General features: G+C 50.9%; 10 protein-coding genes. 5 read left to right on the forward strand and 5 right to left on the reverse strand.

All coding sequences use genetic code 11. The features are described 5' to 3' along the window. Positions 1 to 271 precede the first annotated feature (271 nt). Positions 272 to 682 carry an STAS/SEC14 domain-containing protein gene (locus HHO50_RS02445; protein WP_181304412.1) on the forward strand — a complete coding sequence of 137 codons (411 nt, stop codon included), beginning with the start codon at positions 272 to 274 and terminating at the stop codon, positions 680 to 682. 121 nt (positions 683 to 803) lie between these two features. Here the strand turns inward: HHO50_RS02445 and HHO50_RS02450 are convergent, their stop codons facing one another. Next, positions 804 to 2246, reverse strand: a complete 1443-nt coding sequence (locus HHO50_RS02450; protein WP_181304413.1) for a TolC family protein — start codon at positions 2244 to 2246, stop codon at positions 804 to 806. Between the two features lie 215 nt (positions 2247 to 2461). Beyond that, entirely contained in the window at positions 2462 to 3751 is a 1290-nt protein-coding gene (locus HHO50_RS02455; RefSeq protein ID WP_181304414.1) for an aminopeptidase P family protein, read from the reverse strand. Positions 3752 to 3909: 158 nt separating this feature from the next. Here HHO50_RS02455 and HHO50_RS02460 point away from each other — a divergent pair, with 158 nt between their 5' ends. Beyond that, positions 3910 to 5472 (forward strand): S8 family serine peptidase, encoded by a 1563-nt coding sequence (locus HHO50_RS02460; RefSeq protein ID WP_181304415.1) that lies wholly within the window; start codon positions 3910 to 3912, stop codon positions 5470 to 5472. Positions 5473 to 5560: 88 nt separating this feature from the next. Here HHO50_RS02460 and HHO50_RS02465 read toward each other — a convergent pair whose 3' ends face one another. Beyond that, complete coding sequence (locus HHO50_RS02465) at positions 5561 to 8050, reverse strand: M56 family metallopeptidase (protein ID WP_181304416.1); 2490 nt, start codon at positions 8048 to 8050, stop codon at positions 5561 to 5563. Next, positions 8043 to 8420, reverse strand: coding sequence for a BlaI/MecI/CopY family transcriptional regulator (locus tag HHO50_RS02470; protein WP_181304417.1), 378 nt, complete (start codon positions 8418 to 8420; stop codon positions 8043 to 8045). The genes HHO50_RS02465 and HHO50_RS02470 overlap by 8 nt, the downstream gene beginning before the upstream one ends. A 598-nt stretch (positions 8421 to 9018) precedes the next feature. On the opposite strand from HHO50_RS02470, the gene HHO50_RS02475 reads away from it, so the two are divergent. Then, positions 9019 to 9801, forward strand: a complete 783-nt coding sequence (locus HHO50_RS02475) for a hypothetical protein (protein WP_181304418.1) — start codon at positions 9019 to 9021, stop codon at positions 9799 to 9801. Between the two features lie 370 nt (positions 9802 to 10171). Beyond that, positions 10172 to 11299 carry a glycosyltransferase family 1 protein gene (locus HHO50_RS02480; protein WP_181304419.1) on the forward strand — a complete coding sequence of 376 codons (1128 nt, stop codon included), beginning with the start codon at positions 10172 to 10174 and terminating at the stop codon, positions 11297 to 11299. An 89-nt stretch (positions 11300 to 11388) separates the two neighbouring features. On the opposite strand, the gene HHO50_RS02485 is transcribed toward HHO50_RS02480, so the two are convergent. Further along, complete coding sequence (locus tag HHO50_RS02485) at positions 11389 to 11853, reverse strand: GNAT family N-acetyltransferase (RefSeq protein WP_181304420.1); 465 nt, start codon at positions 11851 to 11853, stop codon at positions 11389 to 11391. Positions 11854 to 12162: 309 nt separating this feature from the next. Between HHO50_RS02485 and HHO50_RS02490 the strand changes: the two genes are divergently transcribed. After that, complete coding sequence (locus HHO50_RS02490) at positions 12163 to 13404, forward strand: pitrilysin family protein (RefSeq protein WP_255478555.1); 1242 nt, start codon at positions 12163 to 12165, stop codon at positions 13402 to 13404. Positions 13405 to 14217 lie beyond the last annotated feature (813 nt).

The following is a 14217-nucleotide window of genomic DNA, read 5'->3' on the forward strand; positions in this document are numbered from 1 at the left end:
GCCACCCACCCAAAGAGAACCAAAGGAAATAGGTGGCGTTTCTGGCCTGTTTTCCTAAAAATATGCTAAAAGAGAAGCGAGTGTCCGGGAGTTTTACTTCCGGACATCATTTTTTAGCGCATCTCCCTCGCCACACAATACGCTTTTGATCAATCTGTTAACCTTAAAAATTTACTCATTCATCATTTTTCCGTAGTCACTTGAGCAACATTCTTAGAATCAAAATAGGTATATTTGAGATAGTATAGTCAGAAGCAACCTGTATCATACAATGACCAAAGAACTTGTTAACCCTTTCGGAAGAGTCTACCTCACCATCAAAGAGGATTCCCAAAACAGGTTGATCTATGTAAACTGGATGGGGTATTTAACGGAAGAGAATGTGAAAACCGGAGCCAGAGCATACACCCAGGCCCTGGCCGATGCAGGCTATAACTGTGTCCTGAACGATACGCGGCTCATTATAGGCTCTTGGGGCCATTCCATGGATTGGGTGGTGAACGAGTGGGCTCCCAGCGCGGCCAAGGCTGGCTTGAAACGCTTCGCGATGCTGGCCAACCCAGAAAGTTTCGGCGAATCATCGGCGTCTATTTTCCTAAGTGAACTCAAAGCCTTTGAAGCCAGATCCTTCAACGACCTGGAATCTGCCCGTAAGTGGCTTAGGGAGGTGTACGCCAGATAAATACCAGAGACATAGGCCCTAAACAGAGGAGCCCGCTGACATGATTAGCGGGCTCCTCTGTTTAGGGCCTATTTTCCAGAAATACCGGTAAAACGCCTGGTCACCCCAAGCAAAGTTTCCCCTAAAACGGCAACGGCATGATCAGGGGCTGGTTTGTCTCAAAATCATACAAGGTCTGTAACCTGATGTTGTAGTAAGAGTCCCAGAAATTGCGCAGAGAGCTCACGTAGCTTCGGCGCGCCGAGTCCCGCTCCGTAGAGGCTTGGTTCAGATCCAGAAAACCAATCTTTCCGTTCAGGTAACGGTCTTTGGCTCCCAGGAAACGGCGTTCTGCCAGACCGTTGGCCTGTTGCGCCAGTTTCATCTGTTCCCGCAGCATTTTGAAGCGTTTCACCTGCAAGTACACGTCTTGGTCAAAACTGGCCCGTTGCTGCTCCAGGTTGCCTTTGACATATTTCAAGTTAGCCCGGGCGGTTCCTACCCGTGACTTGGTTCTGCCCCAGTCCATGATGGGCACACTTAAGCCAATGCTTACCCGCTGCTGCTCAGAAGGGTCTTGGTAAGACTCGGTCAAATCGGTGGATTGCTGCACCAGACCATACTGAAGAAACAGATTCGCGTTCAACCCGGTGTCTTTCTCGGCCCAATCCAGCCCTCGTTCGGCCTCAATTTCCTCCCGTTTGAGCCCTAACATGCGGGAACGGTTTTCATGCGCCTGTTTCAGGGCAAACGTTTCATCTACCTCAAACTGCGGAATGGCGTCTGGGGTGGCCAACCGGATGGGACGGTCATCGGTAATCCCCAAATATGATTTCAGGCGGATGGTACTGGTTTCAATGTCCAGTTTGGCTTGCTCCAGGCTTTGGCGGGAATTAAGCAAACTCAGCTCCAGCTGCAGCAACTCATTCACGCTGATTTTGGCATTGTAGAAGCGGGTCTGGGCAATCTTGAACAGCGTGTCATTGTTGGCAACGTTCTTCTGGGCAATGTCAAAACTGATCTGGCTCTGCAACTGGGTGAAATACAGGTCAGAGGTTCTGATGGCAATGCGCTCCATCTCCTCCCAGAAATTGCGTTTGGCCTCCTCAAACCGGAGCGGCTCGGTTTTACGATCCCATTTAAGGCTGTTGTGCCTGAAAAGCGGCTGGTTTAGCGTGATAACCGCCGGCGTGGAAGAATAGGAATGGCCATTCAGGTGACTTGGCAGCAGGAAATCATCAATCCGTTTCAGGTTGGAGTTGATGGAAATCACCCCGCCGGTTAAGCCTATGTTCTGGCTCAAGGCCAATTCTGTGTACGAAGTGGAAATGTGCTGTTTCCTGAACTCAATGCTACCGTTAGGCTGCACAATGGGGTTGATGCTCTTGGTATAGTCCGGCAGCGTGGCGTGCAGGGTTAGCTGCGGCAGATAGTTGCTTTTGTAGTTCTGGTACTGCCAGGTACGGTTTTCCAGTTGGGTGAGTGCCTGCTGGTAACTGGGCGACTGTTCCCGGGCCATTTTAATAACCTCGGTTAAATCCAACCTACGCGTGTGAGGGTCTTCCGTCTCTTCTAAGAGAGGCACGCGTTTCTCTTGGCCAGACGCATTGAAAACGACCAGAAGACCGCTTAAAACCCCCACCCAAGTAAGGACGCGGCCTGCTTTTGCTACTTGCTTAATAGTATTCACGTTCACTCTGAAACTCTAAATCGGCCAGGGGCCCTTGGTAAAAGCATGTTCTGTTTAGCGGCTGTTTTTGGGAAAACAGCCGCTAAACAGGGTTGTTTATTTCCTTTTGATTAACCGCGCATTTCGCGCTCAATGTCTTCCAGTTGCAGCGGAATGTTCTCCATGAGGTCTACCGGGCCGTTGTGGGTAATAAGGAAATCATTCTCCAGCCTGATGCCCAAGCCTTCTTCCCTAATGTAGATGCCGGGCTCGCAGGTGAACACCATGCCTTCCTCAAACGGACGGTATTTGTCGCCTACATCGTGCACATCCAGACCCAGGAAGTGCGAGGTGCCGTGCGGGAAGTACTTTTTATAGAGCGGCGCGGCGGGGTTCTGGTTGTTCACGTCGGCCTCGGTGAGTAAGCCCAGTTTGATGAGTTCGTTCTCCATCACCTTGCCTACAAACTTGTGGTATTGATCCAGCGTGTTGCCGGGCACCAGCATTTGTTTGGCGGTGTTCATCACGTGCAACACGGCATTATAGACATCGGCTTGCCGCGAAGTGAATTTGCCGTTGACCGGAATAGAGCGGGAAAGGTCGGCCGCATAGTTGGCGTACTCCGCCCCGAAGTCCATGAGCAGCACGTCGCCGTCCTGGCATTCCCTGAAGTTGTCTACGTAGTGCAGGATGCAGGCATTGGCGCCCGAGGCGATGATAGAACCGTAGGCCGGCCCACGGGAGCGGTTGCGCAGGAACTCATGGCTGATCTCGGCCTCAATCTCGTATTCCATCACGCCGGGTTTCACGAATTTGAGAATCCGGCGGAAGGCTTTCTCGGTGATGTGGCAGGCGGTGCGCATCAACTCAATTTCGCGCGGATGCTTGAGGGAACGCAGGTAATGCAGGTGCTGGGTGCTGCGGCAATAGTTGTGGAGCGGGTATTTCTCCTTCATCTTCTTGATGAAGCGGGCATCACGGGTTTCCACTTCCACCACCGCGCGCAGGTGCTCGTTTGAGTTGAGGTACACGTTCTCGGCGTACGGCATGAGCGAGCCCAGGATGCTGTCAAACTCATGCGTCCAGAAGATGGTCTCAATGCCAGACACCTCGCGGGCCTGTTCTTTGGTGAGCTTGTACCCTTCCCAGGTAAGGATGTGGTCATTGGTTTCGCGCACGAACAGGATTTCCTTCAGGCGTTCCTCACGGGCATCGGGGAAAAGGATAAGGATACTTTCTTCCTGGTCAATACCGCTCAGCCACAGCAGGTCGTTGTTCTGCCGGAACGGCATGGTGCCGTCGGCGTTGGTGGGCATCACGTCATTGGAGTGGAAAATGGCCAGCGACTGCGGTTTGAGGTAAGGCGTGAACTTCTGGCGGTTATGGATGTAAAGGTCTTTCCCGATAGATTCGTATTTCATGGCGGTACGTTTTGTAGTAGTAGGTTGGTGCGCTACTGGCTATGGGTGTTTCTGGCCCGTTTTTCTGAAAAGAGCCCCGAAACCATGTTTTTGAAGCTTAAATGTATGACTTTAAACCGTAATTTGCAGGCAAATAGCCTTCAATTAATCTTTTGAACGTGCGGGTTTGCACTATCCTGTTTTTTTTCTGGGCCTTCTTTACAGGAGGTTTCTTTTCTCTGGAGGCGCGGGCGCAGCAACGCTACTGGGTTCTCTTCAAAGACAAACCCGCCGTTATCACTGGTCATTTGGTAAGCGAAGCCGCCCGGCAGCAACGCCGCCTCCTGCACCTTCCCCTCGCCCAAATCTCTGACCAGCCCGTGCCCCCAGCCTATCTGGACAGTCTTAGGGCGAAGGGCTTCACAGTGACTTCCGTTTCCAAGTGGTTGAACGCGGCCGTGGTCTCGGCTACCCCCACGCAGGCCGAAAGGCTGAGGCAAAGTTCCTTCATTCAGGAGTTGCGCCCCATTACCGGTTACTTTCTTCCCAGCCACACCGCGGTTCCATTTGACCCTCAGTTCGTCAGCAAAGCCATGGCCCAACTCAAGGCCGAGGCTATCTTAGCGGCGGGCCTCACGGGACGGGGTGTGAAAGTGGGCGTGATTGACGCAGGTTTTTATGATGCTCCTAAGAAAGCTGGTTTACAGCCTCTTTTTGCCAAAGGACAGGTAAAAGCGTACCGCGATTTCGTGAACCCGGCGCTCAGCCAAACCTTTGACCAGCGCGAAAGCATGCTGGACACGCACGGCACCGAAGTACTCCTTTGCCTGGCCGGTGCCGACCCCAAAGAACGGGTGCTCAGCGGTTTCGCCTCCGGCGCCGACTTCTACCTGGCCCGCACCGACCACGGGAACCGCGAGGCCCGGGTAGAAGAAGAAAACTTTGTACGGGCGCTGGAATGGATGGACAGTTTAGGCGTACGCTTGGTAAACTCGTCTCTAGGCTACGGTACCGGCTTTGACAACCCCGCAGAGAATTACAGACCAGAGCAGATGGACGGCACCAGTTTCATTGCCCGGGCGGTACAACTGGCCGTGGAACAGAAAGGCATGCTGCTGGTGATAGCCGCCGGAAACGACGGCCGAAACAAAAAGTGGCAGATTGTGAACACCCCCGCCGATGCCGCCGGCGTACTCACCGTGGGTGCCACCGACTATGCCACCTGGACGAAACAAGGCTACAGCAGCATTGGCCCTTCGTTCTTACCGTACCTGAAACCCGATGTGGTGTGTTTCGCCTCTTCTGGCACTTCTTTCTCCGCGCCCGTTATTGCCGGACTAGCCGCCTGCCTGCTGGAAACCAACCCCACGCTTACACCACAGCAGTTGACAGACATTCTGAAGAAAAGCAGTCATTTGTATCCCTTCGGGAATAATTACGTGGGCTACGGCGTGCCCAACGCTGGAAAGGCCCTGGAGTTGGCGCAGGGAATCTCTGACACTAGTTCTGCCAATGTTCCTATTCCGGTTTCCGGCTCCCGTTTTACCTTCAGGCCAGAATCTGGGTCTGCTATTGCCGAGAACGGCGGCATTATGCTTTTCCGGAAAGAATCAAAAACGAAGGTCATTACCCAACAGAAACTCTCCAGCCGTAACAAGAAAATTGTGGTGAAACGCCTGCCCGGCGAAACTCATACTACGTTGCAGGTAGGTTCCAACGTGCTGGAGTTGGTCTGGCAGTAAAGTTTACTGCTGTTTCTGAGCTGCTTTCATAAAAAGAGCCCGGAAACGGGTTCCGGGCTCTTCAGGCTTTTCGGCCTAATAACGGCCTCTATTTTGCCTCCTTGGGCAGCACAAACTTAAAGGGCAAGGTGTATTTCACGCGCACTGTTTTCCCGTTCTGCATTCCGGGCTTCCAAGTGGGCATGTTCTGTACGGCCTTCAGCAAGGATTGGTCTAGGCTTGGGTGAATGCCATGAAGCAATTCTGCTTTCGTCACATTTCCTTCTTTGTTTACCACAAAGGATACTGTTGCAGTTCCTTCCGCCTTGGCAGCTTTCGCGTTGGCCGGATAGACTACCGCTTGCTTCAGATATTGCAACATACCTGCCTGCCCACCCGGAAAAACCGGCATTTCCTGTACGGCTATGTAGATTTTTTCTTCCTGGTTATGGTTTGGCTCATTGGTACCGTTCGCCACCGCTTCGCCCACTACTCTATAGGGGATGGTATATTTTACCGCTACCGCCTTCCCGTTCTGCGTGCCCGGTTTCCAGGCAGGCATGCTTTCTAGTGACTTCGCAAACGCGTGGTCTAGGCTGGGATGCAGTTTCTTCAGCACCTGCACGTCTGTCACCTTCCCTTCGCTGTTGATGACAAATGAAGCGACCATGGTGCCGGCTACCTTGGCTTGTTTGGCATCTTCAGGATAGACAGTGTTTTCTTTCAGATATTTCATCATCGCTGCCGTTCCGCCCGGGAATTCTGGCATCTGCTCAACGGCGATAAAAACTGGGCTTCCGTCTGGCGTTGTGTTCTTCTGCGGCGTTAGAGGAACCTCGGCCCTTTTCTCCTGGGCTTTCTTGGCCTGCTCAAAGGTTTCTTTTCCGGCGATTTTGGTGATAGCGGCAAATACGATCTTCTCCGTTGAGGCAACGGGTTTGCCGTTTTCATAGGCTGGTGTCCATCTGGGCATCTGCCGCACCAACCGCAGAAACTCTTTCTCTACGGCTGCGCTCACTTGCTGGGTTTGGAAAGGCCTGGTGGCAATTTCAATCACTTTTGCTTGTTCCACGCTGCCGTTAGTGGCAATGGAAAGTTCGGCTTTGATGTATCGCAAGAACTTGATGGTGCTGTCAGAAGTGCCTCTGGCTTCAAAAACCGCTTGGGGTACGACAAATCGGCTGTTGAAGAAATGGTACATGGTATTGCTTCCGCCCGGAAACTCAGCGGGCTTGGTCTGGGTACTTTGAGGGGCCACGGCTTCGGAAGAGACAGACGTTTTCTGCTGCCGTCCCTCTAAATACGCGTTATGGGTCAGGAAATTTCCGCTCACGCTGGAAACCGAGATCATTTCTTTTGACGCAATGGCTTTTCCGTCTTTCTGGGCAGCCGTCCATTTGGGCATTTGGCGCACCAACGCGGCAAACTGCTGGGTCACGGCAGTCACCACGGCGGCATCATTGGGTTGTACGTCCAAATCTACCGTTCTCCGGAACACGGCGGTGCCGTCTTCCTGCACCTCTACCTCAATGTTCGCCCTTACACTCACGAAATCGTTGGGGTTCTTTCTTTTCTGAAAGGCCACTTGCGGCAGAATGAAATTATTCTTTACATAGGTATTCAGTGCTTCACGGCCGCCGGGGAACTGGGCCGGGCCATTCTCAGGCTTTGCGGTGCTCACGTCACTCACTTTTTCTTCTGGTGCCTGGACGGGGCGCATGGCGGCTACGGCCGTCAGGAACAGCGCCCATGCGGGTACTACCAGCAGCATTCTGCTGAGTTTGGGGGACTGATGTAGTTTTTTCATCATCTTGATTCTGGTTAAAGTGAGTGATGTATGGAGAAAGAAGTAACTGCCTAAAGGAAAATCTGCGTTCTTGAACACCTGCTTCACCAACAGGGAAGAATAAGCGTTAGAGCCGGAGACTTTGGCCACCTGCGCATCGGCAATGAACTCGTGCGTCTGCTCCAGCGCTTTCTTGTAGAGTACCAGCAAGGGATTGAACCAGAAGATGATGCCGGCCAGTGATACCAATAGCACATCCAGGGTATGCCGCTGGTCTATGTGTACCTGCTCGTGCTGGAGAATGCGTTCGGTTTCTTCTGGGGTAAGCGATTGGCTGTTATCAAAGAAGACGTAGCGCCAGAACGAAAAAGTGGGGAATTGCCCATTGGTGAGGATGACGGGTGCCCGGTTGGGCAGAAAAAAAGAGACCCTTTCTTGCCTGGCAAACCTCCGCAGCTGCATCAACTGCCCCAGAAACCTTCCCGCGAAAAACACCGCTCCCATACCGTAGGCTACATACAGGAGATTCCAGTAGTTGAAGGATTCTTCCACAGGAGCCGCCACGGCCTCATAGGTGACCATGGCCTCGGTTATCTCAAAGACGGCCTCTGCTTCCACCGGTTCTGGTGGCCAAAGACTGATACCCGGCAGTTGCGACAATGGCACCATAAAGGACAAAAAGAGCGCCGTGATGAGGTAGAACCGGTTGAACTGGAAACAGGTCTCCCGCTTTAACACCAGTGCATAGAAGAGATAGAGTAACAACAGGCCCGCGCCCGACTCCAACAGGTACTGCCACAGCGCCTCATTCATCTTCCTCTTTGTTAAGGTCTTCTTTCACGTGTTTCAGCATTTCCTCCAACTCCTGCAGATCCATGTTCTCTTCCTTCGCGAAAAAGGAAACCAGCCGTTTAAACGAGCCCCCAAAGTAGCCGCTCACAAAGTTCTTCAGGTAAAAATGGCGGTAATCGTCGCGGGCGATGAGCGGGTAATATTCATGGGTCTTGCCGTAGGCTTTATAGCCCACAAAGCCTTTCTTCTCCAGAATGCGCACGATGGTGGACACGGTGTTGTAGGCGGGCTTCGGTTCTGGCAACTGATCCAGAATGTCTTTCACGAAGCCCTGCCGCAAATTCCAGAGAATCTGCATGACCTGTTCTTCTGCCTTGGTTAACTCTTTCATAGCGGGGTGATTGGATGGTTCGTTAAACTTACAACTAAATACTTAGTTTAAAAACTAAAGGTTTAGTTTATTTCACAGACTCCATCCCCCCTGCTGAATGTGGGGTGTTTTTTTGGTTTTCACTCAGACGCTCCGTTTCATCAGATAATCACCAAGAATACCCTCCTCTGCGAGGCGCCTCTGTTTCAGGGGCGCCTTCTCTGTTTTCAATGCCGTTTGGGAAAACAAGGCAAAAAACAGGTGAGCGAACCTGTTCCAATGGCAAGTTCATGACGGGCGAGATATGCTGTGTGTTGCATAGGGAAAGGCCTGAACCACGAGCTAACTAGATTCAAATTGGTGGCTATTTTGATGCACCTGTTGAAGAGACACAAACGGAGTTTCTATCCATCTGACGAAAGAATATCACTCTTGAAACACCTGGCCCACAGAACAGAATACCAGCTATAGTCAATAGCAGATTGTTCACCAGTAAAGAGCTTAGAAATTAGCACAATTCAAACAAGTTTTTATAACATACAAGATATAATTTGTATTCACAACCTTGTATGTTACCTTAATGTTAAGTCAAGTCCACATTTGGCCAATTCACAAACACATGAAAGTGAACAACTTAACAGAAAAACGCCGCTTGTTTTCTTTGAGAAGAATAACTCACGAGGCCTCCCACCTCCACAAGAACAGGTATGGCAATATAGGATTTGTACAAACTTCTAAGCTTATTATAGCTCTATTATTGGCATTCTTTGCATTATTGTCCCTCAATATAATTGTAATATACGGCTACCAAACCGGCAGCGACCTCCATGACAATACCATGCTCTATTTTGATACCGAGAGCAATCTTCCTTCTTATTACAACTCTTTCATCCTGCTGGTGTCCTCTTTGCTTCTGTTGGCTATTTCAACGCTTAAAAGAAGTAGGAAAGACCCATATGCCCTGCATTGGCTTTTGCTGGCAGCCGTATTCTTTGTGCTTTCAGTAGATGAAGCGGTGAGCCTTCATGAGAGGCTAATAGATCCGCTGCGAGCCATGTATGCGTTTTCTGGTGTTTTCAGGTTTGCCTGGATAGTGCCGGGCACCGCCTTCGTACTTTTTCTTGGCCTTCTTTATTACAGGTTCCTACTGCACCTGCCCCGCCCCTTTCTCATCAGGTTTCTTGCCGCCGGCGGCATCTTTTTCATGGGCTCTGTGGGCATGGAGATGCCGGGTGGATATTTTCTGGAACACGTGGAGCATGGCAGGCATAGTCTTGCTTACATGGCTTGCGTGACGCTGGAGGAATCACTGGAGATGATTGGGGTGCTGGTATTTATTTCCGCCCTTCTCAAGTATCTCAGAACTTACTTTTCAAGCATTCAGCTCACCCTCAAAGATTGATTTGGTTTGGGGTGAGCAGTGCCTCCTTGCAGGAATCCTGGTTCACGAAGAACCTGTCCAGCGTTCCTCTCAAAATCTATTTTAACGTATATCCTCCGCTTATGTCCGCACGCATTGCAGATCAGGAATGCGTGCGAACGCTTGCGCCAGGAGAAAAGGATAAACTCTAAACAGCCTCGAAGTGAAAAGATGCCGCATGAGGCCAAAAGACACACTCAGCTTATCTTTATTTAAAACTTTATAGCACCTCTGTCTTCGTGCTTTTCCCTTCTACAGATGCCTTTCTAAGAACTTAGCGTATACTTTTCAGGGCATGCGCTCTCTGCGCCTTACACTTGTGCCGGGAGAATGTTAATATTGCGGTCTTGATATGAAGATAGGATACGACGCCAAGCGCGCTTTCACCAATACCTCGGGCCTAGGCAATTACAGCCGCTTTGTCATCTCGGGCATGATGACCCATTTCCCCCAGGATCAGTATGCCTTGTTCACGCCCCGCCAGAATGACTTGTTTAAGGCTTTTTTCCCATCGGTGGCCGCCACGCAAACCATACAGCCCAGTGGCATTGGCAAGCGGTTTTCCTCTTTGTGGCGAACCTTCGGGTTACGGGCGGCTTTGCCCAGACACGGGGTACAGGTGTACCACGGGCTCAGCAATGAACTGCCCTATGGACTTGACCGGAGCCGAACCAAACTGGTAGTCACCATCCATGACCTCATTTTCCTGCGCTTTCCGGAACTGTACCCTACCATTGATCGCTACATCTACCGCAAGAAATTCAAAGATGCCTGTGACGCCGCCCACCAGATCATTGCCATCAGTGAACAGACCGCGCAAGACCTGGAGGAATTCTTCGGCGTAGGGCGGGAGAAAGTGCAGGTGGTGTACCAGGACTGTGACCCTGTTTTCCAGCAGATTTCCGGAAAAGAGGCCCAAAACGCCGTTCGGCAGAAGCATGGGTTACCCGAACAGTTTATCCTGTGCGTGGGCACGCTGGAGCGCCGTAAAAACCAGTTGCACTTACTAAAAGGCTGGCATGCCGCCGGAACGCCTATTCCCCTGGTCTTCATTGGCCGCAAAACCGAGTATTATAAAGAGATGCAGGCCTTTATCCAGCAGCATTCGCTGGAGAAAAAGGTGTTGTTTCTGCCGTACATCCCGTTTCAGGAACTGCCCATCATCTATCAGTTAGCCACCCTGTTTGTGTACCCGTCCATTTTTGAGGGCTTCGGGATACCTATTGTGGAAGCCTTGAACAGCGGCGTTCCCGTGATCACGTCTACCGGCTCCTGCTTCTCTGAGGCCGGCGGCCCGGCAACCCGCTACGTCTCCCCTGCCCACGCCGATGCCCTGGCCCAGGCTATTCTGGAAGTGTTAAGCAGCCCAGACCTCCAGAAACAGATGGTGAAACAAGGCTTAGACCACGCCCAAACCTTCCGCCCACAGGTTACTATTCCGGCTTTGCACCAGGTGTATGAGCAGGTGTTGCTACAATAATATTACCAGAGAAGCTATGTAGGGTTTTCTGCCTGTTTTTACAAAAACAGCCTAAAAACAGCCTAGTCTAAAAAGCAGTAGCGGCCGGATCAATCTTTGGCTAACCCCAGGTGCAGGATAGGATGCGGCATTCCCATGCTATCTAAGGGCGAATGGCTGATTACTTTAAAGCCGAGGTGCTGGTAAAAACCCAGGGCCATTTCGTTTTCTTCGTTGACGTCTACTTTGGCGACCCGTTGGTGCCGGATGGCGTGTTGCAGCAAACTTTTGCCTATGCCTCTGCCGCGGGCAGATGGGTGCAGGAACAGCATCTCTAACTTCCCATCGGCTGTGCCGGAAAAGCCTAGCACCTTTCCTTGGGCATCTCGGGCGCAGGTCAACTCCATGAGCCACAGGTATTCCTGCTGAAGCAAAGGACGGTAGAACTGGAGCTCGGCTTCGGTGATGAAGTGGTGCGTGGCCCGCCCAGAGGCTTCCCATACGGCTGCGATCTCTGCATACGCGGCGGGAGAAACACTGCTTAGGCAAAAGGCTGGCGTATCTGTCTTGGTCATTTTTGGGGTCTTTTTGGAAAAGACATCTAAAAGCAAGGATTACCCTATGCGGCAAAAGAACTTACTTTCCTAAAGCTGGGCGGCACCTGCCTTCGTCCATATTCTGCCCAGAAACCGCGTTTCCGTTTTAGCCTTGTTTTCAAAAAACAGCAGAGAAACCGGAAGAAGCACCAGCAGGTAAAATTGCGGACGCGGAACCTCAAAATTTCACCTTTTCACGCCAATCCTCCGTACCTTTGCAGACTGCATCTACTTTTAATGCACGCCTTGCGGCGCAAAAGTGTTCTACTTGTAAACGCACACCAGAAATTGATAAAATTACCTGATTACCATATCCATACCCTTTCCAACGGCATAAGAGTGCTGCACAAGCAGGTTCCCCACACTAAAATCGCGCACTGCGGCTTTATGATGGACATCGGCTCGCGCGACGAACTGCCCCACGAGCAAGGCCTGGCCCATTTCTGGGAGCACATGGCCTTCAAAGGAACCCAGAAACGCAAGTCCTTCCACATCCTCAACCGGCTGGAGAGCGTGGGCGGCGAACTGAACGCCTACACCACCAAAGAGAAAATCAGCTTTTACGCCTCGGTGCTGGAAAACCACTTTGAGAAAGCGTTTGAACTGCTCACTGATATCACCTTCAACTCCACCTTTCCCGCCAAAGAGATTGAGAAAGAGCGCGGCGTGATTCTGGAGGAAATGGCCATGTACCTGGACACGCCCGAAGATGCCATCATTGATGAGTTTGACGCCGTGGTGTTCCAGAACCACCCGCTGGGCTACAACATTCTGGGTACCCGCGAAAGCGTGAGCGGTTTCACCCGCGAGAACTTCCAGGCCTTTATTGACCGCAACCTCAGCACAGATAAGTTGGTGTTCTGTTCAGTGAGCAACTGGCCCCTTGAGCGCGTGGTGAAGCTGGCCGAGAAATACCTGGGCCACCTGCAAAGCAAGACCCAGCCCCGTGAGCGGCTCCTTTTCAGCACCTACCAGCCGCAAACGTTGGTGGTGGAGAAAGCCATTCAGCAGGCGCACTGCGTGATTGGTTGCCCTGCCTACCCGCTCTCAGACCCGCGCCGCCTCACGTTCTTTATGCTGGTGAACATTCTGGGCGGCCCCGGCATGAACTCAAGGCTGAATCTGGCGGTGCGCGAGAAGCACGGTTTGGTGTACACCATTGACGCGAACTACGCTACCTACATAGACACCGGCTTGTTCGGGATTTACTTCGGAACGGAGAAAAAGCAACTGAAACGGACTATTGGCCTGGTGCTGAAAGAGCTGAAACTGCTGCGCGAAAAACCGATGGGCTCGGTGCAACTGCACACGGCCAAAGAGCAACTGATGGGCCAATTGGCCATGGCCGAAGAAAGCAACATGGGCTTTATGATGATGATGGGCAAAAGCATTCTGGACATGAACACCATAGAAGGTTTGAACGACATCTTCGGGCAAATCAGGAAAGTACAGGCCAATGACCTGCTGGAGATGGCCAATGATATGCTGCGCGAAGAGAACCTGAGTTTCTTACAGTACGTGCCTAACTAGGGCACCCGCCAATGAGAAGGTCTCTTCTCTGGATACACTTTTCCTTCCCCCTGAAAGGCTGCCATTGGCAGCCTTTCAGGTTTTAAGCAGAACCAGTGCTTTCAGCAGTTGCTTTGAAACCAACTCGCACTTGTTCCGCCTTCATATTTCAACAGGTATCTAGGAACCTCTTTTACTTCCCAAGAACCTCTTTTACTAACACACCCAAACAAGTACTGCTGTCATTTACCAACAGAAGCTGTTTAGAGTTTCTGGCCTGTTCTTATAAAACTAGCCTGAAAACGACGGTACAAGCATCTGCATGCGGCAGTGTACAGCTAAACCTCTTGTTTTTGGCCTGTTTTTATAAAAGTAGCTCAAAACAAGAGGTTAAACGGATGCTTGCCCCAACGGAATTGTTTTAAATGCCGGTTAATGAAAACTCTAAACAGCTTCACAAATAAGCCTGCAGACAAAATAGTTTGTTTTACTTTCCTGTTCCCCCACAAGATCTTTCCAGGAGGATAATGGAGTATAAAGTAATTCCGTCTCTGTGTTGAACAATCCTTAAATCCCTCTGCATTTAGCTATGTTACCCCAGAGCAAAGCCTGATTTAAACCTTTTATATACATGAATAAAAAACATCAAACAGGCAGCACCAAGTGATTAGTGTCCATACATTTAATTGCAAAATAATTAATTGTTTTATATAACTTATTACTTAAACACAAAACCTTTTTCAGAACTTTATTAAGACACTTTTTAAATAAATTTATTTTACAATTTACAGCTAAGTTGCTTGCACCAATTATTTTTTATACATAGAATAGCCC

The sequence above is a fragment of the Rufibacter sp. XAAS-G3-1 genome (genome assembly GCF_013623775.1).
Classification (GTDB): domain Bacteria; phylum Bacteroidota; class Bacteroidia; order Cytophagales; family Hymenobacteraceae; genus Nibribacter.